This window comes from Streptomyces griseoloalbus, from assembly GCA_014650015.1.
Lineage (GTDB): Bacteria > Actinomycetota > Actinomycetes > Streptomycetales > Streptomycetaceae > Streptomyces > Streptomyces griseoloalbus.
The window spans coordinates 1-26,001 of sequence record BMUD01000031.1 but is presented as its reverse complement, the minus strand read 5'-3'; the positions used below and the strand labels follow the sequence as shown (position 1 = coordinate 26,001).

The following is a 26,001-nucleotide window of genomic DNA, read 5'->3' as shown; positions in this document are numbered from 1 at the left end:
CCCTGCCGGGCCTTCCGGACGGGAGGCCCGAAGGCCGGGAGCCCCCGGCCCCGCCACCCGGCGGTGGCGCCGTACGAATCTCGTAATCCGTTGGAGAAAGAATTCCGATGAGCCCGACCAATCGCACCGTGGTCGTCACCGGTATCGGCGCAACCACACCGCTGGGTGGCGACGCAGCCTCAACCTGGGAGGGCCTGGTCGCCGGACGTTCCGGCGTCAAGCCGCTCACGCAGGAGTGGGCCGCCGAGCAGGCGGTCCGTATCGCGGCACCGGTGGCCGTGGAGCCCACCGAGGTCATTCCACGGCCGCAGGCCCGCCGCCTGGACCGCTCGGCGCAGTTCGCGCTGGTCGCGGCCAAGGAGGCGTGGGCCGACGCCGGTTTCGCGGCCAAGGCCGGCGAGGACCCGAAGGTCGACCCGGACCGGCTCGGCGCGGTCATCGCCTCCGGCATCGGCGGCGTGACGACCCTGCTGGACCAGTACGACGTGCTGAAGGAGAAGGGCGTCCGCCGCGTCTCCCCGCACACCGTCCCCATGCTGATGCCGAACGGCCCCTCGGCCAACGTGGGTCTGGCCGTGGGCGCCCGCGCGGGCGTGCACACCCCGGTCTCGGCCTGCGCGTCGGGCGCGGAGGCCATCGGCTACGCCATCGAGATGATCCGCACCGGCCGCGCGGACGTCGTCGTCGCGGGCGGCACGGAGGCGGCGATCCACCCGCTGCCGATCGCCGCGTTCGGCAACATGATGGCGATGTCCAAGAACAACGACGACCCCGAGGGCGCCTCGCGTCCCTACGACGTCGCCCGTGACGGCTTCGTCCTCGGTGAGGGCGCGGGCGTCATCGTCCTGGAGTCCGCCGAGCACGCCGCCGCGCGCGGCGCCCGCGTCTACGCGGAGGCGGTCGGTCAGGGCATCTCGGCCGACGCGCACGACATCGTGCAGCCGGAGCCGGGGGGCCGCGGCATCTCGCAGGCCCTGCGGAACCTGCTGGAGCGCACCGACCTGGACCCGGCCGAGATCGTGCACGTCAACGCGCACGCCACCTCGACGCCGGCCGGTGACATCGCCGAGCTGAAGGCGCTGCGCAAGGTCTTCGGTGACGACGCGGACCACATGGCGGTCTCCGCGACCAAGTCGATGACGGGGCATCTGCTCGGTGGCGCGGGTGGTGTGGAGTCGGTGGCTACGGTGCTGGCGCTGTACCACCGGGTGGCTCCGCCGACCATCAACGTGGAGAACCTGGATCCGGAGGCCGAGGCGAACGCGGATGTTGTGCGCGGTGAGGCGCGGAAGTTGCCCGTGGACGGGCGGATTGCCGCGTTGAACGACTCGTTCGGGTTCGGTGGGCACAACGTGGTGCTGGCGTTCCGGTCGGTGTAACTGGCGTCGGCGGTCTGAGGGGCTCTCACCTCTGTCGGGGTGGGGGCCCTTTGGCGTGCGCCGGCGCGGGGGGTGTTCTTTTCTTCGCCCCCGCCGCCCCTACCCGTCCCGTCCTCCAGGGGCTTCGCCCCTTTGACCCCAGGGGGCCGGGGGAAGTCAGTCGGGTGCCGGGCCGTTGGGGCTGGTCGCGCAGTTCCCCGCGCCCCTGAGGGGGTTGCCCCTGGCCCAGAGGGCCGGGGGAAGTCAGTCCGGTGCCGGGCCGTTGGGGCTGGTCGCGCAGTTCCCCGCGCCCCTGAAAGGGGTTGCGGCCCAGGGACGTGTTCAGACCACCTGGTGGAGCCAGCGGACCGGGGCGCCTTCTCCTGCGTGTCTGAAGGGTTCCAGTTCGTCGTCCCAGGGCTTGCCGAGGAGTTTGGCGATGTCCTCTTCCAGGTCGGTCTCGCCGGTCCGGGAGCGGACCAGGGCGGCGCGCAGCCGGTCCTCGGGGATGAGGATGTCGCCGTGAATGCCCGTGACGGCGTGGAAGATGCCGAGGTCGGGGGTGCAGCTGTAGCGCTCGCCCTCGGCGGCGGGGCAGGGCTCGGACGTGACCTCGAAGCGCAGCATCTGCCAGCCGCGCAGCGCGGAGGCGAGTTTGGAGGCGGTGCCGGCCTGGCCCTGCCAGGAGAACTCCGAACGCCAGGTGCCGGGGGCGGCGGGCTGGCGGATCCAGTCCAGGCTGACGCGCGTGCCGAGCACCCCGGCGATGGCCCACTCGACGTGCGGGCACAACGCGCGCGGCGCGGAGTGCACGTACAGAACTCCACGAGTCGTCACCGGAACCTCCGGGCTGAGCGGGTCGTCTTGGAACGGGTGGAACGGCCGCGGCCCGGGCAGGCCACGTTGATGGCGAGGCTACCGTGCGACGGCGCAAGGAGTGTGACGTACGGTCGGTCCGGACGCCGGGAAACTTCCGTCATTCACCCGGCAGGACGCCTGTGCGGGTGGGGGACGTTCCTTTCGGACGCGCCCTTCGGAGAGCGGGAACCCCTGTGCGTTGTTCATGGTGGGGGGGACGAACACCTCATGACGCGCGGGGAGGCGACGGATGGAGCAGGCGACGCGGAGGCGGACCCGGCGCTCACGGGCCGTGCTGGCCGTGGTGACGGCCGCCGCGCTGGGCGTGGCGGGCTGCGATGCCGTCGGCGGTGACTCCCCCGCCCCGTCCGGCACGGGGGCGAGGAATTCCCCGTCCCCGAAACCGACGCCCGTGTGGGACACCAGTCCGGAGTCGGTGGCCGCCGTGGGGGACTCCATCACGCGTGGCTTCGACGCCTGCGCGGTGCTGACGGACTGTCCCGAGGTGTCGTGGGCGACGGGCGACAGCGAGAAGGTGGACAGTCTCGCCGTACGGCTGCTCGGGCGGGCGGGGGCGGCCGAGCGGAGCTGGAACTACGCGGTGACCGGGGCCCGGATGGCTGATCTGCCGGGCCAGATGGCGCGGGCGGTGCGGCACGGTCCGGAGCTGGTGGCGGTCATGGCCGGGGCGAACGACGCCTGCCGGGCGACCACGTCGGCGATGACGCCGGTGGCGGACTTCCGCACCGACTTCGAGGACGCCCTGCGCACGCTGCGCGAAGCACTGCCCAAGGCCCAGGTGTATGTGGCGAGCGTGCCGGACCTGAAGCGGCTGTGGTCGCAGGGCCGGACCAACGAGCTGGGCAAGCAGGTGTGGAAGCTGGGCATCTGCCCGTCGATGCTCGGCGACGCGGACGCGCTGGACGCGGCGGCGACGCTGCGGCGCGAGACGGTGCAGAACCGGGTGGAGGACTACAACGAGGTGCTGGAGGAGGTCTGCGCGCGGGACCGCCGCTGCCGCTTCGACGAGGGCGCGGTGTTCGAGTACCGCTTCGGCACCGAGCAGTTGAGCCGCTGGGACTGGTTCCATCCCAGCGTCGACGGGCAGGCCGAGCTGGCCGAGATCGCGTACCGCACGGTCACCGCGAAGCGGCCGTGACCTATTGTTTCGCACATGAACGAACTCTTCGGCACACTTCCCGACGGCGCCCCGGTGCACCGTTGGACCCTGGAGCGGGCGGGCGTACGGGTACGGATCCTGTCGTACGGCGGGATCGTGCAGGACGTCGAGGTGCCGGACCGGGACGGCCGGACCGGGAGCGTGGTGCTGGGGTTCTCCGACCTGGACGGCTATCTCAGGCATCCGGAACCCTTCCTGGGTGCCCTGATCGGCCGGTACGCCAACCGGATCGCGGGCGCGCGCTTCCGGCTGGACGGGGTCGCCCACACGCTCGAACCGAACAACGGGCCGAACTCGCTGCACGGCGGTGCGCGGGGCTTCGACAAGCGCGTGTGGGACGTCAGCCCGGCCGCGCACGGCCTGCGGCTCTCCCTGGTCAGCCCGGACGGCGAGGAGGGCTTCCCGGGCCGTCTGGAGGTCTCGGTGACGTACACGCTGGACGAGCGGGGCGCGCTGGGAATCGCGTACGAGGCGGTGACGGACGCTCCGACGCACGTGAACCTGACGAATCACTCGTACTGGAACCTCGCCGGATCCGGCAGCGCGGCGGAGCAGGAACTGCGGCTGGCCGCCTCGCGTTTCACCCCGTCCGACGCGGAGCTGATCCCGACCGGTGAGCTCGCGGACGTCTCCGGCACCCGCTTCGACTTCCGCGAGGCGCGCAAGGTGGGCTCCGGGTACGACGACAACTTCGTGCTCGACAAGGGCGTGACGGCGACGCCGGTGGAGGTCGCCGAGCTGCACGACCCGGCGTCGGGCCGGGTGCTGACGGTGTCGACCACCGAGCCGGGGATGCAGCTGTACACCGCGGACCACATCGGGGAGCCGTTCTCCCCCGGTGACGGCATCGCGCTGGAGACCCAGCACTTCCCGGACTCCCCGAACCGGCCGGACTTCCCGAGCACGGTGCTGCGGCCGGGCGAGGTGCTGCGTTCCGAGACGGTGTACGGCTTCGGCGTGCGGCAGGCACCGTAGGCCGCCGCCCCCGCACGCACACGAGCCCCGGTCCGGGGTCAGGGTCCCGGGCCGGGGCTGCTCATGTGGGGGCTACCCGGATCAGACGGTAATCGCTGCGGTGATCCTGCGGTCCTCGATCGAGCGCCCCACCTGGATCTCGTACGAACCCTTCACATACGACCACGATGCGGCTGTCTCGTCCCAGATCTCGAACGCGCGGCGCGGCAGCTCGACCGTGACCTCGGCGCGCTCCCCGGGCCCGGCCTCGACGCAGGCGAACCCGGCCAGCGTGCGCGCCGGGCGGTGGGCACCGGGCTCGCCGGGCGCCAGATAGAGCTGTACGACCTCGCGGCCCGCCCGCTCGCCGGTGTTGCGGACGCGGACCGTCACGGTGGTCCCGTCGACCTCGACCGACTCGTACGCCCAGTCGGTGTAGCCGAGGCCGTGGCCGAACGGATAGGCCGGGGTGCGGCCCGCCCGCTCCCAGGCGCGGTGGCCGATGAACACGTCCTCGTCGTAGGCGAGTACGCCGTCGGTGGGACGCACCCGGGTGACCGGGGCGTCCGCCAGGGCGCCCCAGGTGGTGGGGAGCCGGCCGCCGGGCTCGTGGGCGCCGGTGAGGACGTCGGCGAGGGCCGCGCCGCCCTCCTGCCCGGGAAACCAGGTCAGCAGCACGGCGGCGACGTCCTCGCGCCAGGGCAGCTCCACCGGGGAACCGGCGTTGACGACCACGACGGTGTTCGGGTTGGCGGCGGCGACGGCGCGCACCAGGTCGTCCTGCCGGCCGGGCAGGCGCAGGTCCCCCCGGTCGAAGCCCTCGGACTCGACCCGCTCGGTGGTGGCGACCACGACCACCGCGGTGTCCGCGTCCCGGGCCGCCCCGACGGCCTCGGCGATCAGCTCGTCGGGGTCGCGCGGGGGCTCCTGGTGGACGAGGGTGAAGGTGATGACCGGCATGGGGCGGCCGGCTGCCCGGTCCACGACCCGGGTGAGGGACACCTCGACGGGTACGCCGGCGGTGAGTTCGACCTCGGCGCGGGGCACCGGGCCGCCGAAGAAGGCGCCGAAGGGGTCGCCCTCGACCGGGGGCTGGATGCCGTCGAAGTGCGTGGTGCCGTCGACGGTGAGGGTGAAGGCGCCGACACCGCGGGTGCCGAAGGTGTGCCGGCCGCTCTCGCGCGGGGTGAAGGTGCCGGTGAGTTCGACGGTGTGGAGGGTGGCGTGGGTGACGCCGTCGGGGAGGTCGGCGCCCATCCACTGGACGTGCCCGTCCGGGGCGTTGCGGGTGCCGATGACGTGGCCGTCGGCGTCGCGGCAGACGGCGCGCAGGTCGAAGCCGCGGGCGGCGGTGGCGAGTTCGGTGTTGGGGTCGGCGCCGACGGTGTAGCTCAGGGTGCCTTCGGGGAGGGCGGCGGTGAGGCCGTCGAGCGGGGAGACGGTCCGGGCGGGGAAGACGGTGGCGGAGCCGCCGCCGAGGACGCGGGCGTCGCGGGCGGCGGCACCGCTCAGCGCCACGGTGCCGGGTTTCAGCGGCAGCGCGCCGCTGTCGTTGCGCAGGAGGACGAAGGAGCGGCGGGCGATCTCGCGGGCCAGCGCCTCCCCGTCCACGGCGCCGGGCGGTTCGGTGACGGCCGGTTCGGCGCCCGCGAGGGCGCCCACCCGGGCGGCGAGCCGCAGCACCCGGCGGACCGCGTCGTCGACCCGGGCCTCCTCGACCTCGCCGTCCCGTACGGCCTGCGCGAGGGCCGGGCCGTAGACGGTGCGCGGGCCGGGCATGGCGATGTCCAGGCCGCCGGTGAGGGCGGCGGCGGTGGAGCGGGCGGCGTTCCAGTCGGAGACGTTGATGCCGTCGAAGCCCCACTCGCCGCGCAGGACCTCCTCGACGAGGTGCCGGTGCTCGGTCATCGTGGTGCCGTTGACCGAGTTGTAGGCGGTCATGATGCCCCAGGGGCGGGCGGCGGCGACGATGGCCTCGAAGGGGGCCAGGTACAGCTCGCGCAGGGCGCGTTCGCTGACGAGGTTGTTCACCGTGAAGCGGTCGGTCTCGGCGTCGTTGGCGACGAAGTGCTTGACGGTGGTGCCGACGCCGCCGGACTGGACGCCCGTCACATAGCCGGCGCCGATGCGTCCGGTGAGGTACGGGTCCTCGCTGTAGGCCTCGAAGTGGCGGCCGCCGAGCGGGGAGCGGTGCAGGTTGACCGTGGGCGCGAGCAGCACGTGGACGCCCTTGCGGCGGGCCTCCTGGGCGAGCAGCACCCCGGCCCGGCGGGCGAGTCCGGGGTCCCAGGTGGCGGCGAGCGCGGTCGGGGACGGCAGCGCGACGGACGGGTCGTCGGCGCTCCAGCGCACCCCGCGCACGCCGATCGGGCCGTCGGACATCACCAGCGGCTCCAGGCCGATCTCCGGCAGCGCGGGCAGGCTCCACATGTCCTGACCTGCCAGCAGCCGGGCCTTGGCGTCCAGACCGAGTCTGCCGAGCGCCGCCTCCACGACCGCCTCGCGCCGTTCCTCCACCGTCTCCGCCACGCCCGGCACCTCCGCCTCGAAGCCCTGGACGGCTTCCGTCCCGCCGTCCTCGACCTCCTGACACTGCCCGGTGAGGAGGGTGCCCAGCCCTCCGTACGGCGGTCACGATCCCGACGTCGGTCCGGGCCCCGGCCGGAGCAGGCGCGGCGCCGACGCGCATCCCTGCTCCGGGTCCCCGAGGCCCTCCGCGCCCCGCCCGTGGCGTGGACCACTCCGGTCACGCGATACTGCGGCCTCCGGCATCCCCGTGCCCCCCGACGACGGAAGGCCCCTTCCCCCTTGAGATCCCTACGTGTTCGCATCGGTGTCCTCGGTCTGGCGCTGCTGACCGGTCTCGCCGCCCCCACGACCGCGACCGCCGCCGAGCCGACGACCCCCACGGTCGAGGAGCAGCGCCTGGACGGGGCCGCCCCGCAGGAGATACTGCGGCGCTCCGGCTTCGACGCCGTGGCACCGGACCTCGTCCGCGCCCTCGACCGCGCCCGCTCCTACGCCCAGGCCCGCCGTGCCGTCGAACGCGAGGGGACGGAGCTGTGGCGCAGGGCCGTCGACCGGGCGCAGGGACGCGGCCCCGCGGTCGGTGACCTCAGCCGGGACGACGACCGGCCGCTGTACTGGGCGCGGCTCGGCATGACCCGGGAACTGCGTGCCTGGCAGCCGGAGTTCGATCTGAGCGGGGAGCAGCGGGCACGGCTGCTGGGCGAGCTGGAGCGGACCTCGCGCGGGCAGAGCGCGATCCGCTATCCGCACGGCGAGGGCGTGAAGCGGATCCTGGTGACGGGCTTCGACCCGTTCACCCTGGACCGGGACATCCGTATCTCCAACCCGTCCGGCGCCGTCGCGCTCGCCCTCGACGGCACGGTGATCGAGACGGCGGACGGCCCGGCGCGCATCGAGACGGCCGTGTTCCCGGTGCGGTGGCGGGACTTCGCGGAGGGAACGGTGGAGCGGGCGCTGCGACCGTATCTGCCGAAGGTCGACCTGTTCACCACGGTGAGCCAGGGCCGGGTGGGCCGCTTCGACGTCGAGCGGACCAACGGGGCCTGGCGGGGCGGTTTCGGGGACAACGAGAACATCGGCCGCACGGAGACGGTCCCGGTCACCGATCCGGCCTCGCAGCCGCAGTGGACGTCCACCACCCTGCCGTACGCGCGGATCGTCGCCGCGGTCACCGGGCGGTTCCCGGTGTACGACAACACGAGCGTGACGGAGATCCCGGCGGGAGGCAGCGAGCCGGTCGTCCGGCCGGAGGGTCCGACGCCCGGCTCGACCGCCCGGGCGGGCGGCGGCGGTGACTACCTCTCCAACGAGATCGCCTACCGGGCGACCCTGCTGAGGGACCGGCTCGGGCTGCACGAGAAGCTGCCGGGCGGCCATGTGCACACGCCCGTCCTGCAGTTCGGCGCCGGGAACACCACCGAGGTCACCGACCCCGACTTCGTGCGGAATCGGGTGGACATCATCGACCAGGTGCGGTCGATCGTGACCGTGGCGATCAGTGCGACGGAGCGAACGCGAGACTGACGCCGAGCCCGGCCAGCACGGATCCGATCACCTTGTTGAGGATCTTCTGGCCGCGCAGCATCAGGGTGCGCATCCGGTCGTGGCTGAAGAACACCGCGACGACGCCGAACCACAGCAGGTGGGCCAGCGACATGAACAGGCCGTAGCCCACCTGCTGGAGGACCGGCGTGCCGGGGCTGACGACCTGCGCGAAGGTCGAGACGACGAAGAGGGTCGTCTTCGGGTTGAGGACGTTGGTCAGGAATCCGGTGCGCAGGGCCGCGACCGGCGTCAGTTCCGACTTGTTCTCCAGGTCGACGGTGACCTCGCCGCGCGTGCGGAAGGTACGGACGCCGATGTACACGAGGTAGGCGGCGCCGACCATTTTGATGACCGTGAACAGGAAGGTGGAGGAGGCGATCAGCAGTCCGACACCGAGCATGGTGTAGGTGACGTGCACCAGGACACCGGCGGCGACCCCGAGCGCGCCGAGCAGTCCGGTGCGGCGGCCGTGGAGGTAGCTGTTGCGCACCACCATGGCGAAGTCGGCGCCCGGGGCGATCACGGCCAGGACGGTGATGACGGCGACGGCGAGCACCTCGGTCACGAGGAGACGCCCTCCTCCTCGGACTCCTCGGAGCCGTCCCCGGTGGTCTCCTCACCGAGCAGGTCGCGCGCCATCAGCGTGGCTCCGGCGACCGCGCCCGGCATCAGGAACACGGCGACGAACGGGACCAGGAAGGCCACCGCCAGGGGGGTGCCGAAGCCCCAGACGAGGGTCTTGCGGGACCGCAGCAGGCGCAGCCGCTCGCGCAGTTCGACCCCGCGCCGCTGGAGCGCGACGGCGGTGAGCTCCTCGGTGAGGAAGAACCCGGTGACGAGGAAGCCGATCACCGGTACGACGGTCTGGCCGATGACCGGGATGAAGCCGAGCGCGAAGAGCAGCACGCCCCACACCAGGGCGCGGACGACGATACGCAGGCTGTCGCGGCCGGAGATCCACAGCTCCCGCCACAGCGGCAGCCCGGACTCGGGTGCGGTGCCGTCGGGGGACACGTCCCGGTCGACCTTCTCGGAGAGGTTCTCGTAGAAGGGCTGCCCGATGAGCAGGGTCACCGCCGTGAAGGTGAGCACGGACAGCAGGAGTCCGAGCGCGAACAGGACGACGGTGAGGAACCCGCGGAACAGGCCGGCCCAGGGGCTGGACCAGTCGTCGGCGAACGGCGTCGCCCAGGTGACGAGGTCCTCCCCCCACAAGGCCAGTGCGACCAGTGCCGCCGCGTACAGCACGAGTGTGATCAGTCCGGGCAGCAGCCCGAACCCGAACTGCTTGCCGTGCCGGGCCACCCATCGCTGGCCCTTCCCCAAGTACCGGAAACCCGCCCCAAGATCGCGCATGGGGAAGACTGTATCGGGGCCGCGCCACGTACTCTCACCCGCGCATCGGCCCGGGGGCACGTATGACCACGGCTCGGTTCCCACTCGCCCACGCGGGCACCTGCCTCCGGCCGGCCGGTCCGACGCTCCGACGACTCGCCGGGCATGGCTGAGGGCCGCACCCCACGTCCAAGGATGCGGCCCTCGCCCTGCGCAACGACCGTGGTCGGACCGGCGTCACGGTGATGTCGCCGCGAGTCGCCAAGAAGTCACCGGATGGCGGACATCCCGGGACGGCGTCAGAGCTTGACGATCATCTTTCCGGTGTTGTCGCCGCGCAGCACGCCGAGGAATGCCTCGAGGTTGTTCTCGATGCCCTCGACGACCGTCTCGCGGTACTTCAGCTCGCCCGAGCGGACCCAGGGGCCGACCTCCCGCACGAACTGCGGCTGGAGGTCGTAGTGGTCGCCGACGAGGAAGCCCTCGATGCGGCCCCGGGTCTGGATGAGCCGGGCGAGGTTCTTCGGTCCCGGCGCGGGCCGGGTGTTGTTGTAGACGGAGATCATCCCGCAGACGGCGATCCGGCCGTCCCGGTTGAGGGATCCGATGGCCGCCTCCAGGTGATCGCCGCCCACGTTGTCGAAGTAGACGTCGATCCCGTCCGGGGCGGCGTCGCGCAGCTGCTCGCTCACGGAGCCGTTCCGGTAGTTGAACGCGGCGTCGAAGCCGTACTCCTCGACGAGCAGCTTGACCTTCTCGTCGGACCCGGCGGAGCCGATCACCCGGGAGGCACCCTTGAGCTTCGCGATCTGCCCGACCTGGCTGCCGACGGCACCGGCGGCGCCGGACACGAAGACGGAGTCGCCCTCCTTGAAGGAGGCGGTGCGCAGCAGGCCGGCGTAGGCGGTGAGGCCGGTCATGCCGAGCACGCCCAGGTACGCCGAGAGGGGCGCCGCCTCGGGGTCCACCGTGACGGCGTTCTTCGCGTCCACGACGGCGTACTCCCGCCAGCCGAAGAAGTGCAGGACGTGGTCGCCGACGGCGATCCCCTCGGCGTTCGACGCGACGACCTCGCCGACGGCGCCGCCCTGCATGACCTTGCCCAGCTCGAAGGGCGCGACGTAGGACTTGGCGGCCGACATCCTGCCGCGCATGTACGGGTCGACGGAGAGGTACGTGTTCCGCACCAGCACCTGGCCCTCACCCGGGGTGCGGACCTCCGCCTCGACGAGGGCGAAGTCCTCGGGCTTCGGCCAGCCGACGGGCCGGCTCAGCAGATGCCACTCGCGGCCGGTGGTGGGGAGTGTGGGGGCGTCGGACATGACCTGGCACCTTTCCTCGAAATACTTCATTAACTGAAACAACCATGCGGCTGAATATTTCAGGATGTCAAGCAAGTGGGTACCCTTCGGAGCATGGTCACACCGCGCACCACGCCCCGCCGTCCCGACGACCTCACCCTCGAGGTCGTCGACCTCATCGGCTCGGTGGTGGCGCGCTACCACGAGGAGTACGAGGAAGCGGCCGCCGGTCACACGCTGACGGGTGCCCAGGCGCGGCTGCTCAGTCTGCTGTCCCTGGAGCCGCTTCCCATGCGCAAGCTGGCGCAGCGGCTGAAGTGCGAGCCGTCGAACGTCACCGGCATCGTCGACCGTCTGGAGTCCCGGGGCCTGGTGGAGCGCCGTCCGGACCCGGCGGACCGGCGCGTGAAGCTGGCGGCGGCGACGGCCGAGGGGCGGCGGGTGGCCCGGAGCCTGCAGGACTCCCTGCGGTTCGCGCGCGAGCCACTGGCGGGGCTCTCGGAGGCGGAGCGGCTGGCACTGCGCGATGCCCTGCGCAGGATGCTGCGCGAGGGCTGAGCGAGGGCCGATGGGGGCCGAGCGCGGACCGAGAGGGCCGAGCGGGCTGAACCTTGCCTGAGCGGGCCGAGCGGGGCCCGAACGCCGGGCCGGGCCAGTCGGCCGCTATGCGCACCACCACAGGAACCGGTCGCACGTCTCCGTCGGCTCGGGGTCCGGTTCGGGCTCCTTCGTGGTCGGCTCCGGCCCCGGGCTCTCCGGTTCCGACGGGGGCTCCGCCGGCGGAGGCGTCGTCGGGTCGGTCGAGGGCGCGTCCCCGGGGGAGGACGAGGCGTCCCCCTCGCCCTCGTCGTCCGCCTCCTCGGACTCCTTGTCCTCCGGCGACCCGGAGGCCGACGGGGAGCCGGACGCCGCCGCGCCGGAGGACTCTCCGGGCGCGGGCGCGTCCGAGTCGCCGCCCGCCGACTTCGTCGGATCCAGCTCCGCCCCGCCGCCGTCCGGGGACTCCTCCCCGGCCGCCGCCGGCTGCGGCGCCGACCTGGGCGCGTCCATCCCGAGTTCCGCGAGACTCAGCCCGCCCGCCGCGAGGACGAAGCCCCCCACGATCAGCAGCGTGCGGCGCCGCCGCCGACGGTGCGCCGCGGCCTTGCGGTCCCGCCGGCTCGCACCCGCCCCGCGGCCCTCGGCGCCCGGTTCGCTCCCCCGGCGCCGAGCCGCCCGCCGCCCCTGCGGCTCCTCGTCGCCGTACTCGTCGTCGTACCCCTCGCGATGCTCGGCACGGTGCTCGGCGTCGTACCCCTCGCGATGCTCGGCACGGTCCTCGGCGCTGTAGCCGTCGCCGTACCCGTCGCCGTACCCGTGCCCGGACTCCTCACCCCGGCCGGCGCCGGCCGGCTCCCCCTCGTACGCCGCAGGCGCGACGGGCTCCCCCGCGTAGGCGCGGAGCACCCCGGCGGGCGTGCCGCAGCCCGGGCAGGCCAGGGCGCCGTTGAGGTGCCGTCGGCACGGGTGACAAAAGTCCATGACGCGGGAAGGTTAGGTTCCGTTCGGGTCCGCTTCATAGGCCCTGCTGTGAATGTTCGGTGTGGACCAGCGCCCATTGGTTTCGAAACTGCCGAAACCGTTATGCGCGTGACCCATTGACACCCCTACCGCCCCGTCCTTACTGTCACGCCAGCATTTCGAACGTGTGCCGAAATATCGAACACGTCGAACCGTACAGACACCGACAACAGGTCCACAACAGCAGCGAGGGGCGACTGCCGTGCGCATCACCGGAATCAGCACACACGTGGTCGGGACGCCGTGGCGCAACCTGACGTACGTCCAGGTGCACACCGACGAGGGCATCACGGGAGTCGGCGAGACCCGGATGCTGGGCCACACCGACGCCCTTCTGGGTTACCTGAAGGAAGCCGAGGTCAATCACATTCTCGGTTCCGACCCGTTCGCTGTCGAGGACCTGGTCCGCCGGATGAAGTACGGCGACTACGGCCGCGCCGGCGAGATCGTGATGTCCGGTATCGCCGTCGTCGAGATGGCGTGCTGGGACATCAAGGGCAAGGCGCTCGGCGTCCCCGTCTGGCAGCTGCTGGGCGGCAAGGTCACCGACAAGGTCAAGGCGTACGCCAACGGCTGGTACACGACCGAGCGCACGCCGGAGGCGTACCACAAGGCCGCGCGGACGGTGATGGAGCGTGGTTACCGGGCGCTGAAGATCGACCCCTTCGGCACCGGCCACTTCGAGCTCGACCACAAGGAGAGCCTGTACGCCGTCTCCCTGATCGAGGCGGTACGCGACGCGATCGGCCCCGACGCCGAGCTGATGCTGGAGATGCACGGCCGCTTCTCCCCCGCCACCGCCATCCGCATGGCCAAGGAGCTCGCGCCCTTCAAGCCTGCCTGGCTGGAGGAGCCGGTGCCGCCGGAGAACCTCAAGGCGCTGGAGAAGGTCGCCGCGAAGGTCGACATGCCGGTGGCCACCGGTGAGCGCATCCACGACCGCATCGAGTTCCGCGAGCTGTTCGAGAGCCAGGCCGTGGACATCCTCCAGCCGGACGTCGGCCACATCGGCGGCATCTGGGAGACCCGCAAGCTCGCCGCGACCGCCGAGACCCACTACATGCTGGTCGCTCCGCACAACGTCGGCGGCCCGGTCCTCACCGCCGCGTCCCTCCAGGTCGGTTTCACCTCCCCGAACTTCAAGATCCTTGAGCACTTCAACGACTTCGCCGACGCGGAGATCAAGAAGGTCGTCAAGGGCGCGCCGCAGGTGAACCCGGAGGACGGCTGCTTCCACCTCTCCGACGCCCCCGGCCTCGGCGTGGAGCTGGACGTCGACGCGGCGGCCGAGTTCCCGCAGCAGCAGGCCCGTTTCGACCTGTGGGCCGAGGGCTGGGAGCAGCGCAAGCCCAAGGGCACCAAGTGACCGCCGCCCACCGCCGCTGCCGCTTTGGGGAGGCACGATGAGCACCGCCGTCGTCGTCGAGGGCCCCGGTGAGCACCGCCTCGTCCCGCACGAGCCGCGCGAACCCGGCCCGGGCGAGGCACTGATCCGTGTGCACGCCGCCGGTATCTGCGGCAGCGACCGCGAGGTGTACCAGGGCAACCGGCCCGAGGGGTACGTGCGGTACCCGCTGACGCCGGGCCACGAGTGGTCCGGGACCGTGCGGGGGGTGGGCGCGGGGGTGCCGGAGTCGCTCGTCGGCCGCAAGGTCGTCGGTGAGGGGTTCCGCAACTGTCAGGTCTGCGACCGCTGCCACGCCGGTGAGACGACGCTGTGCTCGGCGGGGTACGAGGAGACCGGGTTCACCCAGCCGGGGGCCATGGCCGCCACGCTGACCCTTCCGGCCCGTCTGCTGCACGTCCTCCCGGACGACGCCGACCTCGGTGCCGCCGCGCTGCTGGAGCCGGCCGCCTGTATCGCGGCCGCCGCGCTGAAGGCGCACGCCGTTCCCGGTGAGCGGGTGGCGGTGGTCGGCACCGGCACCCTGGGCATGTTCGCCGTGCAGTTCCTGAGGGCGAACTCCCCGTCCGAGCTGCTGGTGGTGGGCACCCGGGGCGACCGTGAGGCGCTGTCCCGGCAGTACGGGGCGACCGATTTCCGCACGAAGGAGCAGCGACTCCCGGACGACTTCGACGTGGTGATCGAGACCGCCGGGTCCGCCGACGCGGCCCGTACGGCGGCCTCGCTGCTGCGGCGCGGCGGGCGGCTGGTCCTGACCGGCATCCCGGCGCCGGGCGCCGACGGGCTGGACCCCACGGATCTGGTCGTACGGCAACTGGAGGTGCACACGGTCTTCGGCGCGCCGCCGGACGCCTGGGCGCACACCGTGCGGGTGTTCGCCGCCGGGCTGCTCGATCCGCTGCCGCTGGTGACCCATGAGCTGCCGCTCGCCGAGTTCCCGCGCGCCATCGAGCTGGTGGGATCCGGCGATCCGAAGGTGGGCAAGGTCCTGCTGCGGCCCTAGACGTACGCCGGTACGGGGGCGACCTGACGGCCCCCGTACCGGCGTGCACCCAGGACACCCAGCCCTCGGCCCTCACCCCGCCCTCACCCCGACCGCTCCCCGCTCCCCGCTCGGCCCGACCCGCACCCCGAGCCGCGAACTTTGTCCGATATTTCGAACACTAAGGACACCTTGTGACCGACGCTTCCACCACGGCGCCCCGCAGGCCCGGTGAGCAGGCGCTCACCGCGCTCGGCCTGGCCGCACCGGCCCTCGACCCCGCCGACGCCTCGCCGCACTCCTTCCCCGGCGGCGGCCGCTGGCGCACCGAGATCCCCTCCTGCGAGGGCCCCGAGGCGCTGGCCGTGGTACTGAAGGAGGCCTCGCGCCTCGATGTGCCGATCCACCGGATCAGCCAGGGCAGCGGCGTCTGGATGCTGACCGACGCCGAGATCACCGAGATGGTCGAGGCCACCGCCGAGCGGGACATCGAGCTCTGCCTGTTCACCGGCCCGCGCGGCACCTGGGACATCGGCGGCTCCACCCGTACCGACTCGCGCGGCGCCGGACCGCGCGCCCGGGGCCACGACGCGGTGGCCGGTTGCGTCGAAGACGCCGTGCGCGCCACGGAGCTGGGCGTCAAGTGCCTGCTCGTCGCGGACGAGGGCGTGCTGTGGACGCTGCACCGGGCGCGGGCGGCCGGCATCCTGCCCGCCGACACCACGCTGAAGGTCTCGGCGCTCATCGGACCGGTCAACCCGGCCGCGTACGCGGTCCACGAGCGGCTCGGCGCGGACTCGATCAACGTTCCCAGCGACCTGACGCTCGATCATCTCACCGAGATACGACGGGTTTCGGCCACCCCGATGGACATGTACATCGAGGCCCCCGACGACCTCGGCGGCTATGTGCGGATGTACGAGGTCGCCGAACTGATCCGGCGCGGCGCGCCGCTGTACCTGAAGTTCGGTCTGTCCAAGGCACCCGGGATCTATCCGTACGGCCACCATCTGCGGGAGCTGACCCTGACGACCGCGAAGGAGCGGGTGCGGCGCGGCAGACTGGCCCTGGACCTGCTGGCCCGGCACGGCGCGGACGGCGACATGGCGCCGCTCGGTTCGCGGCTTCCGGGCGATCTGAGCCGGTTCGACATTCCGTCATAACGTTCCGGAAACTCGGCTTCACAGAAGTAGACACAGCCGCGCACAATCGCACACACCTCTCTCGGTCTCTCCTGGTTCCACCCCGGAAGCGCCTTCGCCCGTCCAGACCGACCGTGCCCACACATCAAGGATGATGATCATGCGTAACCGCAGAGCCGCCATCGCCGCCGTAGCCGGAGCCGCCTCCCTCGCCCTCACCCTGACCGCCTGCGGCCAGAACAGCGAGGGCGGCAGCGAGGAGAACAAGTCGGGCTCGGACGGAGCCACCATCGGCATCGCGATGCCGACCAAGTCCTCCGAGCGCTGGATCGCCGACGGCAACTACGTCAAGAAGGACCTGGAGTCCAAGGGCTACAAGACCAAGCTGGTCTACGGCGAGGACGACCCGGACCAGCAGGTCTCGCAGATCGAGAACCTGATCACGCAGGGCGTCGAGGCGCTGATCGTCGCCGCCATCGACAACAAGTCGATGAACAACGTCCTGCAGCAGGCCAAGGAAGCCGACATCCCGGTCATCTCCTACGACCGCCTCATCCTCGGCACGGAGAACGTCGACTACTACGCCTCCTTCGACAACGAGAAGGTGGGCGAGCTCCAGGGCACCTACATCGTCGACAAGCTCGGCCTGAAGGACGGCAGCGAGAAGGGCCCCTTCAACATCGAGCTGTTCGCCGGCTCCAACGACGACAACAACACCCGCTACTTCTTCCAGGGCGCGATGAACGTCCTGCAGCCGTACATCGACAAGAAGCAGCTCGTCGTCCGCTCCAAGCAGACCGCCCTGAACCAGGTCACCACCCTGCGCTGGGACGGCGGCACCGCGCAGAAGCGCATGGACGACATCCTCACCTCGAGTTACAAGAGCACGCGGGTGGACGCGGTCCTCTCCCCGTACGACGGCATCTCCATCGGCATCCTGTCGGCGCTGAAGTCCGACGACTACGGCTCCAAGAACAAGCCGCTGCCGATCGTCACCGGTCAGGACGCCGAGGTCGCCTCGGTGAAGTCGATCGTCGCCGACGAGCAGGCGATGACCGTCTACAAGGACACCCGTGAGCTCGCCAAGGTGGCCTCCAACATGGTCGACGCGCTGCTCAACGACAAGAAGCCCGAGGTCAACGACACCAAGACCTACGACAACGGCGCGAAGGTCGTCCCGGCGTACCTGCTGGAGCCGGTGGCCGTGGACAAGGCGAACTACCAGAAGGCCGTGGTCGACTCCGGCTACATCAAGGAAAGCGACCTCAAGTAACCGCCGACTCACCACGGATTGGAAGGCACGACCATGGCGGGACCCGTCCTGGAAATGCGCTCGATCGTCAAGACCTTTCCCGGCGTCAAGGCGCTGTCGGACGTCACACTGACCGTCCAGCAGGGCGAGGTCCACGCCATCTGCGGCGAGAACGGCGCCGGCAAGTCGACCCTCATGAAGGTCCTCTCCGGCGTCCACCCGCACGGCACCTACGAGGGGGAGATCCTCTTCGAGGAGGAGGTCTGCCGGTTCAAGGACATCCGGGCCAGTGAAGAACACGGCATCGTGATCATCCACCAGGAACTGGCCCTGGTGCCGTATCTGTCGATCGCGGAGAACATCTTCCTCGGCAACGAACACGCCACGCGCGGGTTCATCAACTGGAACGAGACGCTCAAGCACGCCGCCGAGCTGCTGCGCCGGGTCGGGCTCGACGAGCACCCGGAGACCCGCGTCGCCGACATCGGCGTGGGCAAGCAGCAGCTGGTGGAGATCGCCAAGGCGCTGTCGAAGGAGGTGAAGCTGCTCATCCTCGACGAGCCGACCGCGGCGCTCAACGACGAGGACAGCGGCAAACTCCTGGATCTGATCCTGCAGTTGAAGGACCAGGGCATCACCTCGATCATCATCTCCCACAAGCTGAACGAGATCCGCAAGGTCGCCGACTCGGTGACGATCCTGCGGGACGGGCGGACCATCGAGACGCTCGACGTGAAGGCCGCGGAGACCAGCGAGGACCGGATCATCAGCGGGATGGTCGGCCGCGACCTGGAGCACCGCTTCCCGGAGCGCACCCCGCACCGGCCGGAGGAGGGCGTCGCCCCCGCTCTGGAGGTCCGCAACTGGACCGTGCACCACCCGATCGACCAGCAGCGCAAGGTCGTCGACGACGTGTCCCTGGAGGTCCGGCGCGGCGAGATCGTCGGGATCGCCGGGCTGATGGGCGCCGGCCGCACCGAGCTCGCGATGAGCGTCTTCGGCCGCACCTACGGCCGGTACACGGGCGGCACCGTCCTCAAGGACGGCGCGGAGATCCGTACGAAGACCGTCCCCGAGGCGGTCGGCCACGGCATCGCGTACGTCACCGAGGACCGCAAGCACTACGGGCTGAACCTCATCGACACCATCAACCGCAACATCTCGCTCAGCGCCCTGAAGAAGGTCGCCAAGCGCGGTGTGGTGGACGAGCACGAGGAGCGGCAGGTCGCCGAGGGCTTCCGCACGTCCATGAACATCAAGGCGCCGACGGTCTTCGAGCCGGTGGGCAAGCTGTCCGGCGGCAACCAGCAGAAGGTCGTCCTCAGCAAGTGGATCTTCGCCGGTCCCGATGTGCTGATCCTGGACGAGCCGACGCGCGGCATCGACGTCGGCGCCAAGTACGAGATCTACACGGTCATCGACCAACTGGCCGCCGAGGGCAAGGCGGTCGTCTTCATCTCCTCCGAACTGCCCGAGCTGCTCGGCATGTGCGACCGCATCTACACGATGGCCGCGGGGCGGCTGACCGGTGAGTTCTCGCGGGCCGAGGCCTCCCAGGAATCGCTGATGCGTCAGATGACGAAGGACAAAGAGGTATCCCGATGAGCACAGTCACCGACAAGACCCCGGCCGCGGCGCCGCCGGGCAGGAACGGGGCGGGCGGCGGTGACGGCCTGCTCCAGCTGATGCTGGACGGTATGCGCCGCAACATGCGGCAGTACGGCATGCTGATCGCCCTGGGCCTGATCGTGGCGCTGTTCGCGGTGTGGACCGACGGCGACCTGCTGCTGCCGCGCAACGTCTCCAACCTGGTGCTGCAGAACAGCTACATCCTGATCCTCGCGATCGGCATGATGCTGGTCATCATCGCGGGCCACATCGACCTGTCGGTCGGCTCACTGACGGCGTTCGTCGGCTCCATGGCCGCCGTCTTCATGGTCAGGAACGACATACCGTGGCCGCTCGCGGTGGTGCTGTGTCTGGCCGTGGGCGCCATCGCGGGCGCGATACAGGGGTGGTTCATCGCCTACGGCGGCATACCGTCGTTCATCGTGACCCTCGCGGGCATGCTGACCTTCCGCGGTCTGACCGAGATCTTCCTGGAGGGCCAGACCCTCGGCCCGTTCCCCAAGGGACTGCAGAAGGTCGCCAACGGCTTCATGCCCGAGGTCGGCCCGGAGACCAACTACCACAATCTCACCCTGCTTCTCGGCCTCGCGCTGATCGGACTCGTCGTCCTCCAGGAGGTCCGCGACCGCCGGCGCCAGAAGGAGTTCGCCCTCGAGGTCCTGCCGGCCAAGCTGTTCCTGCTGAAGCTGGTCGCGCTGGGCTCCGCCATTCTCGTGGTGACGATGCTGCTGGCCAGCTACAAGGGCGCCCCGATCGTGCTGCTGATCCTCGGCGCGCTGCTCGTCGGCTTCGGCTACGTGATGCGCAACGCCGTCATCGGCCGCCACATCTACGCCATCGGCGGCAACCTGCCCGCGGCCAAGCTGTCGGGTGTGCGGGACAAGAAGGTCACCTTCCTGGTCTTCCTGAACATGGGCATGCTCGCGGCCCTGGCGGGTCTGGTCTTCGCCGCCCGCTTCAACGCGGCCTCTCCCAAGGCCGGCCTCAACTTCGAGCTGGAGGCGATCGCGGCCTCGTTCATCGGCGGCGCGTCGATGAGCGGCGGTGTCGGCACCGTGCTCGGCGCGATCATCGGCGGTCTGGTCCTGGGCGTGCTGAACAACGGCATGAACCTCGTCGGCATCGGCACCGACTGGCAGCAGGTCATCAAGGGCCTGGTGCTGCTGGCGGCGGTGGGCTTCGACGTGTGGAACAAGCGCAAGGTCGGTTCGTAGGTCAGCTCGGGCCCCGCCGGAAGGCGGGGCCCCTCCTTTTCGGGAGCCGCACATGGAACTGAACAGACGCACGGTCATCGCAGGAGCCGCAGCGGCCTCAGTCGCCGCCACCACCGCGTTCGGTGGGACGGCACACGCCTCGGGAGGCAGGGGGAAGCCGGTGAGGACGCTCTTCGGCAAGCTCGCGGACGGTACGAAGGTCCACAGCTGGTCGTTGGAGAACGGCGGGACCCGGATGAAGGTCCTGTCCTACGGCGGCATCGTCCAGTCCCTGGAGATCCCCGACCGCCGGGGCCGTCACACCAACGTCTCCCTCGGCTTCGACACCATCGAGGACTACGTCGCCTCCAGCCCGTACTTCGGCGCGCTGATCGGCCGGTACGGCAACCGCATCGGCAAGGGCCGTTTCACCCTCGACGGCACGGCGTACCAGCTGTCCGTCAACGACGGGGAGAACAGTCTGCACGGCGGTGCGAAGGGCTTCGACCAGCGCGTCTGGGACGTCGAGCCGTTCACCGCGGGCTCCGATGTCGGTCTGCGGCTGCACTACACGAGCGTCGACGGCGAGATGGGCTATCCGGGCACGCTGCGCGCGAAGGTGACGTACACGCTCACCCGCGACGGCGACTGGCGCGTCGACTACGAGGCGACCACCGACAAGGCCACCGTCGTCAACCTCACCAGCCACGTCTACTGGAACCTGGCCGGCGAGGGCAGCGGCGGCATCGAGGACCACGAGCTGTCGATCGCCGCCTCCCGCTACACGCCCACCGACGCGGGTCTCATCCCCACCGGTGAGCTGGCGCGGGTGGCCGGCACCCCCTTCGACTTCCGGCGGGCGAAGCCGATCGGCCGGGACATCCGGGCCGCGCACCCGCAGCTGATCACCGCCAAGGGCTTCGACCACAACTGGGTCCTCGACAAGGGCCTCACCGCCCGCCCCGAGCACATCGCCACGCTGCGCGACCCGTCCTCCGGACGCACCCTGCGGATCGCCACCAACGAGCCCGGCCTGCAGTTCTACTCGGGCAACTTCCTCGACGGCACCCTGACCGGCACCGGCGGCCGGGTCTACCGGCAGGGCGACGCACTGTGCCTGGAGACCCAGCACTTCCCGGACGCGCCGAACCGGCCGTCGTTCCCGTCGACCGTGCTGCGCCCCGGCCAGACCTACCGGACGACAACGGTCCACTCGTTCGGATCGTGAGCCCCGGACGTCGCCGGCTCTCACCATTTCCTCACATGAGCTGAACGGCCATGTGCCCCGCTCCGTACTCCTGGGTGGCCCGTGCTCCCCCGCGCGGGCCACCCAGGCATGACGGGCCGCATGTCCCCGGCGGGCCTGCCGCACACGGAGGTCCTCCCTTGGCCGACAACGTCACCTCGTTGTTCCGCTCCACCGCAGCGCACAGTCCGTCGATGGCGGCGCTGACGCGGGAGAGCGACGGGGCCGGCCCGGTGGACTTCTGCATCCCCTGCAACCCCTACTTCCCCACCCCCGCCATGTTCGAGGAGATGGCCGTCAGGCTGCGCGACATCATCACCTATTACCCGAGCAGCGCCGACACCATCACCGCCGAGCTGTGCGGTCTGCTCCGGCTGCCGCCGCAGTGCGTGGCGATGGGCAACGGATCGACCGAGCTGATCACCTGGATCGACCACCTCCTGGTCCGCGAGTCCCTCGCCGTCCCCGTCCCCACGTTCGGCCGCTGGACCGACCAGCCCATGGAGACCGGCAAGCGGGTCGACATGTTCCCGCTCCAGGAGTCGAGCGGTTTCGCCCTCGACCTCGCGCGGTACGCCGACTTCATCCGCGCGCGCGGCACCCGGGTCGCCGTGATCTGCAACCCGAACAATCCCGACGGCGGCTTTCTGCACAAGCACGCGGTCGTGCAGTTCATGGACGCGATGGCCGACCTGGACCTGGTGGTGATCGACGAGTCGTTCCTGGAGTTCGCCGACGCGGAGGTGGAGCCGAGCGTGGTGCGGGAGGCGATGCTGCGGCCCAACGTCGTCGTGCTGCGCAGCCTCGGCAAGAACTTCGGCCTGCACGGCATCCGCTTCGGCTATCTGGTCGCCAACCCGGCGCTGGCGGGCCGGGTGAGGTCCATGCTCCCCAAGTGGAACCTCAACGGCTTCGCCGAGCACGTGGTGTTCATGCTGAAGGAGCACGGCGCCGAGTACGCCCAGAGCCTCCACCAGGTCCGCCGCGACCGGATGGACATGTCCGGCCGGCTCTCCTCACTGCCCGGGCTGACGGTCTACCCGTCCCAGGGCAACTTCCTCTTCGTGCGCCTCCCCGTGGGCGCCGAGGGCACCGTGGTCCGGGACCGGATGCTCACCGAGCACCGGATCCTGGTCCGCGAGTGCGGCAACAAGATCGGCTCGTCCAGTCGCTTCCTGCGTCTCGTGGTACGCCCCCAGGTGGATGTGCGTCGCCTGGTGTCCGGCCTGGAACAGGTGCTCTACGGGACGTCCGGAAGGGGAGCCGCCGCGCCTGGGCCGGCCACCGGGACCGGCTACAGCTCGGGCACGGCGGCCGTGGACCGCCTGGTGAGCCAGACCAACGGGGCGGGCACCCGGGGCCTGGCCGCGCGAGCCGTCGGTGCCGGCGCTCCGGGTCTCGCCGCCGCTCCGGGCACCGGCACCGGCATGCCGCTCCCCGCCGCCGCGTCGACGGGGGCGCAAGGAATGCCGCAGCAGGTGCCACAGCCGGTGGCCCAGCCCGGACCGCAGGCCGTTCCCCAGCCGGTGCCGGAGCAGGGTCCGCAGCCCGCACCCCAGCAGATACCACCGCCCGTACCCCAGCAGGGTCCGGTGCCCTTCCCCCAGCCCGCGCCCGCGCCGATGCCGGCGCCCGCCCCGCCGCTCACGCCCGCGGCGCGGGCGGTGCCGATGCCCGCCGCGGCGGCGTTCCCGGCACCGGCACGGATGCCGCCGCCCACCGGCCCCACCCCGCCCGGCGTCCCCGCGCGCGGCGGCCTGACGGCCGCGCAGGTCAGGGGCACCAACGGCCTCTCCGCGGCCCCGGCGACGGGCTGGCCGGGACCGCAGAGCCGGCCGAACGCGGCGGGGATGGGCCAGACGGGCTGAGCCCACCCCTCACCGCCCCGGCATCAGGCGGGGTTCAGCCGCCACTGCTGGCAGCCGTTGTTCAGCCAGGACCACTGCCGTACGTCGGCGCCGTCCGCGGTGGAACAGTCGGCGACGTCGGCGACCTTGCCGGTGGCCTGGTTGACGATCCGGACGTGACCACCGTCGGTGGCCAGGAACCGGAAGCGCTGGCAGGTGTTGTCCAGCCACGACCACTGGCGCAGGTCGGCGCCGTCGGCGGACGAACAGTTCTCGGTGTCCAGCGCCTTGCCACTGGCGACGTTCACCAACCGGTGCGTGTCGTCCCCGAGATCCTCCGGGCGCCACCGCTGGTTGGCGCCGCCGTTGCAGGCGTACTGCCGCACATTGGCGCCATCGGCCGACGAACCCCCCGCCACCTCCAGGCACTTCCCGCTGTTGCGGTTGGTGAGGGTGTACGTGGTGGACACGGTGGACGGCTCCCCGGAGGGCCCGGCGAGCCCCGCCCCGAGCCGCACGGGCGTACCGAGGTTCGGGGAACCGTCCGAGTTCCAGGTGAACTTCTGCGCCCGTGCCGTACGCCCGTTGTCGCAGCCCTCGGAGGCGGAGTCGTTGGCGTGGTAGACGATCCAGCTCTCCTTGCCGTCCGGCGAGGTGAAGAACCCGTTGTGGCCGGGACCGTAGACGCCGTTGCCGTCGCTGCGCTGGAAGACCGGCGTGGCCTTCTTCGTCCAGGAGGACGCGGAGGCCGGGTTGGAGCCGGTGAGGGCGAGCTGCCCGAGCTTGTAGTCGGGGGTCCAGCAGCCGCTCGCGGAGTAGATGAGGAACGTCCGCCCGTCGCGCTGGAGGATCTCCGGCCCCTCGTTGACGGTGCCGCCCTGCCGTTCCCAGTCGTAGGTGGGCGTGGAGACGGTGGTGAAGGAGGAACTCACCGTGTAGGGATTGGACATGCGCGCGGCGACGATGTTCTGCGTCCCGTTGTGGGTGCTGCCGAAGAGGTACAGCTGCCCGTTGATGGTGGCGACGGTCGGGTCCAGCATCCAGGAGGAGTTGAGCTGCCCCCGGTAGGTGTAGGGGCCCATGGGGTCGGAACCGGCGCTCTCCAGCACATGGCTGCGCTGGGTGGGGTTGTAGTCGGCGACGTTCTGCCCGGCCACGTAGTACAGGTACCAGCGCCCGTTGAGGTGGTGCAGCTCCGGCGCCCAGATGTTGCAGCAGCGGGAGGCCGCGTCGCCCTGCCACACCTGCACGCTGGGAGCGGTGGCGAGGCCGCCGAGGGTGGGCGACTTGCGGACGGTGATGACGTCGGTCCAGGACGTGCTGATCAGGTAGTAGTTGCCGTCGTGGTGGACGATCCAGGGGTCGGCGCCCTTCTGGGCCTTGACGGGGTTGCCGAAGGAGGCCGCCTGCGCGGACGGCTGCCCGAGCGAGAGGGCGAGCAGCAGGGCGGCCAGCAGGGTCAGTAGGCGACGGGCCATCCGCTGCTCCAGTTCAGGAGGTTGATGCCGAGCTTGGGCGTGCCGTTGTCGTTGCCGTCGTAGTAGTGGTAGACGATCAGGTCACCGTCGACGTCGTTCATGATCGACTGGCCGCCGGGTCCGATGACGCTGCCGTGCGACTCCAGGACCGGCGTGCCGCCGTTGTTCATCATCGAGACGCCGTTCTTGTCGCGGTACGGCCCGGTGACGCTGTCGGCGCGGCCGACCTTGACCTTGTAGGTCGAGCTGGTGCCGGCGCAGCAGGTGTCGTAGGAGGCGAAGAGGTAGTAGGAGCCGCCCCGCTTGACGATGAACGGCGCCTCGACGGCCTTGGTCCCGGAGGGACGGGAGGCGAGGGAGTACCGGGTGGTGTTGGAGGAGAGCTGCTTCCCGGTGGACGGGTTGACCTGGATCATCTTGATGCCGGTCCACCAACTGCCGAAGGACAGCCACCACGTGCCGTCGTCGTCGACGAAGAGGTTGGGGTCGATGGCGTTGAAGTCGCTGGAGGAGCCGGACGTGTAGACGGTGCCCTGGTCGGTCCAGCTGCCCGGCTGCCCGGTGCTGGAGGTGGCCAGCCCGATGGCGGAGGTGTTCGAGCCGAACTTCGAGACGGAGTAGTACATCAGGTACTTGCCGCCGTGGTACGAGATGTCGGGCGCCCAGGCCTCGGGCACGGAGGAGTAGGCGCGCCACCAGCTCGGCCGGGACGAGAACGCGTCGGCGCCGGCGGAGAAGGCGGTGCGGTCGCCGGAGGTCTTGTTGGCGATGCCGCCGCCGGTGGCGTAGAGCAGGTACTGCCCGGAGGAGGTCCGGATCATCGACGGGTCGTGGGTGACGACGGAGCCGGTGACACGGCCGGGGTTGGGGTACGCCGAGGCGGTGGTCGGCATCAGGGCGAGCAGTGCGGCGGTGGGGAGCGCGAGCAGGGCGGTGCGCTTTCGGAGGATGCGGCTCATACGGGTTCTCCTTGCGGTGGGGGTCACGGCATGTTCGGAATTCCGAACAACGATCGCAAGTTCGAACGGACCGTAGAATCGAACCACTTGCGCGTCAATGGCCCGCGCAACCCCGATCGACGCCCGCTGTGACATCGCCCTCCGCAGGCTCTACCCGTCCAAGACTCCGTGAGCCTGTTGCAGCGGATGCGAGGCGGGTCCCCTGCTCGCCCTCTCCCCCACCACCTGGGCAGACTTCCTCACGTTCC

Annotated in this window: 21 protein-coding genes; 13 read left to right on the top strand and 8 right to left on the bottom strand. The window is 70.9% G+C overall.

Annotation, left to right across the window (positions count from 1 at the left end; all coding sequences use genetic code 11):
- The first annotated feature begins 107 nt into the window (after positions 1-107).
- Positions 108-1,379 (top strand): beta-ketoacyl-ACP synthase II, encoded by a 1,272-nt coding sequence (fabF, locus tag IE178_RS31900; protein ID WP_184766425.1) that lies wholly within the window; start codon positions 108-110, stop codon positions 1,377-1,379.
- Positions 1,380-1,700: 321 nt separating this feature from the next.
- Here the strand turns inward: fabF and IE178_RS31895 are convergent, their stop codons facing one another.
- Positions 1,701-2,195, bottom strand: a complete 495-nt coding sequence (locus IE178_RS31895) for a DUF3145 domain-containing protein (RefSeq protein ID WP_184766426.1) — start codon at positions 2,193-2,195, stop codon at positions 1,701-1,703.
- A 271-nt stretch (positions 2,196-2,466) separates the two neighbouring features.
- Here IE178_RS31895 and IE178_RS31890 point away from each other — a divergent pair, with 271 nt between their 5' ends.
- Entirely contained in the window at positions 2,467-3,375 is a 909-nt protein-coding gene (locus IE178_RS31890; protein WP_193514677.1) for an SGNH/GDSL hydrolase family protein, read from the top strand.
- A gap of 15 nt (positions 3,376-3,390) precedes the next feature.
- Positions 3,391-4,371, top strand: coding sequence for an aldose epimerase family protein (locus tag IE178_RS31885; RefSeq protein ID WP_184766428.1), 981 nt, complete (start codon positions 3,391-3,393; stop codon positions 4,369-4,371).
- An 81-nt stretch (positions 4,372-4,452) separates the two neighbouring features.
- Here IE178_RS31885 and IE178_RS31880 read toward each other — a convergent pair whose 3' ends face one another.
- Positions 4,453-6,879, bottom strand: coding sequence for a glycoside hydrolase family 3 protein (locus tag IE178_RS31880; protein WP_318280362.1), 2,427 nt, complete (start codon positions 6,877-6,879; stop codon positions 4,453-4,455).
- Positions 6,880-7,158: 279 nt separating this feature from the next.
- On the opposite strand from IE178_RS31880, the gene IE178_RS31875 reads away from it, so the two are divergent.
- Complete coding sequence (locus IE178_RS31875) at positions 7,159-8,403, top strand: pyroglutamyl-peptidase I (RefSeq protein WP_193514675.1); 1,245 nt, start codon at positions 7,159-7,161, stop codon at positions 8,401-8,403.
- On the opposite strand, the gene IE178_RS31870 is transcribed toward IE178_RS31875, so the two are convergent.
- The 3 genes from IE178_RS31870 to IE178_RS31860 form a co-directional block, all read right to left on the bottom strand.
- Positions 8,375-8,989: a LysE family translocator gene (locus tag IE178_RS31870; protein WP_193514674.1), complete on the bottom strand. Its 615-nt coding sequence runs from the start codon at positions 8,987-8,989 to the stop codon at positions 8,375-8,377. The two genes, IE178_RS31875 and IE178_RS31870, sit on opposite strands and share 29 nt — an antisense overlap.
- Positions 8,986-9,780 (bottom strand): EI24 domain-containing protein, encoded by a 795-nt coding sequence (locus IE178_RS31865; protein WP_193514673.1) that lies wholly within the window; start codon positions 9,778-9,780, stop codon positions 8,986-8,988. The genes IE178_RS31870 and IE178_RS31865 overlap by 4 nt, the downstream gene beginning before the upstream one ends.
- Positions 9,781-10,058: 278 nt before the next feature.
- Positions 10,059-11,081: an NADP-dependent oxidoreductase gene (locus tag IE178_RS31860; protein WP_184766433.1), complete on the bottom strand. Its 1,023-nt coding sequence runs from the start codon at positions 11,079-11,081 to the stop codon at positions 10,059-10,061.
- A 93-nt stretch (positions 11,082-11,174) separates the two neighbouring features.
- Here IE178_RS31860 and IE178_RS31855 point away from each other — a divergent pair, with 93 nt between their 5' ends.
- Complete coding sequence (locus IE178_RS31855; RefSeq protein WP_193514672.1) at positions 11,175-11,618, top strand: MarR family winged helix-turn-helix transcriptional regulator; 444 nt, start codon at positions 11,175-11,177, stop codon at positions 11,616-11,618.
- Between the two features lie 105 nt (positions 11,619-11,723).
- Here the strand turns inward: IE178_RS31855 and IE178_RS31850 are convergent, their stop codons facing one another.
- Positions 11,724-12,581, bottom strand: a complete 858-nt coding sequence (locus IE178_RS31850) for an SCO2400 family protein (RefSeq protein ID WP_193514671.1) — start codon at positions 12,579-12,581, stop codon at positions 11,724-11,726.
- Between the two features lie 241 nt (positions 12,582-12,822).
- Between IE178_RS31850 and IE178_RS31845 the strand changes: the two genes are divergently transcribed.
- The 8 genes from IE178_RS31845 to IE178_RS31810 all read left to right on the top strand — a co-directional run bounded on the left by IE178_RS31845 (position 12,823) and on the right by IE178_RS31810 (position 23,337).
- Positions 12,823-13,986 (top strand): mandelate racemase/muconate lactonizing enzyme family protein, encoded by a 1,164-nt coding sequence (locus tag IE178_RS31845; RefSeq protein ID WP_193514670.1) that lies wholly within the window; start codon positions 12,823-12,825, stop codon positions 13,984-13,986.
- A 37-nt stretch (positions 13,987-14,023) separates the two neighbouring features.
- Positions 14,024-15,028: a zinc-dependent alcohol dehydrogenase gene (locus IE178_RS31840; protein ID WP_184766437.1), complete on the top strand. Its 1,005-nt coding sequence runs from the start codon at positions 14,024-14,026 to the stop codon at positions 15,026-15,028.
- 173 nt (positions 15,029-15,201) lie between these two features.
- On the top strand, positions 15,202-16,170 hold the full coding sequence (locus IE178_RS31835) for a hypothetical protein (RefSeq protein ID WP_193514669.1): 969 nt from the start codon (positions 15,202-15,204) through the stop codon (positions 16,168-16,170).
- Between the two features lie 139 nt (positions 16,171-16,309).
- The gene (gene chvE / locus IE178_RS31830) at positions 16,310-17,422 is read left to right on the top strand and encodes a multiple monosaccharide ABC transporter substrate-binding protein (RefSeq protein ID WP_193514668.1); all 1,113 of its coding nucleotides are present in this window, start codon (positions 16,310-16,312) and stop codon (positions 17,420-17,422) included.
- Positions 17,423-17,455: 33 nt separating this feature from the next.
- On the top strand, positions 17,456-19,006 hold the full coding sequence (mmsA, locus tag IE178_RS31825; protein WP_184766440.1) for a multiple monosaccharide ABC transporter ATP-binding protein: 1,551 nt from the start codon (positions 17,456-17,458) through the stop codon (positions 19,004-19,006).
- Complete coding sequence (gene mmsB, locus IE178_RS31820) at positions 19,003-20,244, top strand: multiple monosaccharide ABC transporter permease (RefSeq protein WP_184766441.1); 1,242 nt, start codon at positions 19,003-19,005, stop codon at positions 20,242-20,244. The genes mmsA and mmsB overlap by 4 nt, the downstream gene beginning before the upstream one ends.
- A 52-nt stretch (positions 20,245-20,296) precedes the next feature.
- The gene (locus tag IE178_RS31815; RefSeq protein WP_193514667.1) at positions 20,297-21,451 is read left to right on the top strand and encodes an aldose epimerase family protein; all 1,155 of its coding nucleotides are present in this window, start codon (positions 20,297-20,299) and stop codon (positions 21,449-21,451) included.
- 158 nt (positions 21,452-21,609) lie between these two features.
- On the top strand, positions 21,610-23,337 hold the full coding sequence (locus tag IE178_RS31810) for a pyridoxal phosphate-dependent aminotransferase (protein ID WP_193514666.1): 1,728 nt from the start codon (positions 21,610-21,612) through the stop codon (positions 23,335-23,337).
- A gap of 23 nt (positions 23,338-23,360) precedes the next feature.
- On the opposite strand, the gene IE178_RS31805 is transcribed toward IE178_RS31810, so the two are convergent.
- Positions 23,361-24,794, bottom strand: a complete 1,434-nt coding sequence (locus IE178_RS31805) for a family 43 glycosylhydrolase (RefSeq protein ID WP_193514665.1) — start codon at positions 24,792-24,794, stop codon at positions 23,361-23,363.
- Entirely contained in the window at positions 24,776-25,753 is a 978-nt protein-coding gene (locus IE178_RS31800) for an arabinan endo-1,5-alpha-L-arabinosidase (protein ID WP_193514664.1), read from the bottom strand. The genes IE178_RS31805 and IE178_RS31800 overlap by 19 nt, the downstream gene beginning before the upstream one ends.
- Between the last annotated feature and the right edge of the window lie 248 nt (positions 25,754-26,001).

What these genes read in the sequence shown, in the direction of transcription:
- mmsA (WP_184766440.1), top strand. Translation starts at nt 17,456, where the DNA reads ATGGCGGGACCCGTCCTGGAAATGCGCTCGATCGTCAAGACCTTTCCC.
- IE178_RS31865 (WP_193514673.1), bottom strand. Translation starts at nt 9,780, where the DNA reads ATGCGCGATCTTGGGGCGGGTTTCCGGTACTTGGGGAAGGGCCAGCGA.
- IE178_RS31855 (WP_193514672.1), top strand. Translation starts at nt 11,175, where the DNA reads ATGGTCACACCGCGCACCACGCCCCGCCGTCCCGACGACCTCACCCTC.
- mmsB (WP_184766441.1), top strand. Translation starts at nt 19,003, where the DNA reads ATGAGCACAGTCACCGACAAGACCCCGGCCGCGGCGCCGCCGGGCAGG.
- IE178_RS31805 (WP_193514665.1), bottom strand. Translation starts at nt 24,794, where the DNA reads ATGGCCCGTCGCCTACTGACCCTGCTGGCCGCCCTGCTGCTCGCCCTC.
- IE178_RS31800 (WP_193514664.1), bottom strand. Translation starts at nt 25,753, where the DNA reads ATGAGCCGCATCCTCCGAAAGCGCACCGCCCTGCTCGCGCTCCCCACC.
- IE178_RS31840 (WP_184766437.1), top strand. Translation starts at nt 14,024, where the DNA reads ATGAGCACCGCCGTCGTCGTCGAGGGCCCCGGTGAGCACCGCCTCGTC.
- IE178_RS31885 (WP_184766428.1), top strand. Translation starts at nt 3,391, where the DNA reads ATGAACGAACTCTTCGGCACACTTCCCGACGGCGCCCCGGTGCACCGT.
- IE178_RS31815 (WP_193514667.1), top strand. Translation starts at nt 20,297, where the DNA reads ATGGAACTGAACAGACGCACGGTCATCGCAGGAGCCGCAGCGGCCTCA.
- IE178_RS31860 (WP_184766433.1), bottom strand. Translation starts at nt 11,081, where the DNA reads ATGTCCGACGCCCCCACACTCCCCACCACCGGCCGCGAGTGGCATCTG.
- IE178_RS31850 (WP_193514671.1), bottom strand. Translation starts at nt 12,581, where the DNA reads ATGGACTTTTGTCACCCGTGCCGACGGCACCTCAACGGCGCCCTGGCC.
- chvE (WP_193514668.1), top strand. Translation starts at nt 16,310, where the DNA reads ATGCGTAACCGCAGAGCCGCCATCGCCGCCGTAGCCGGAGCCGCCTCC.
- fabF (WP_184766425.1), top strand. Translation starts at nt 108, where the DNA reads ATGAGCCCGACCAATCGCACCGTGGTCGTCACCGGTATCGGCGCAACC.
- IE178_RS31890 (WP_193514677.1), top strand. Translation starts at nt 2,467, where the DNA reads ATGGAGCAGGCGACGCGGAGGCGGACCCGGCGCTCACGGGCCGTGCTG.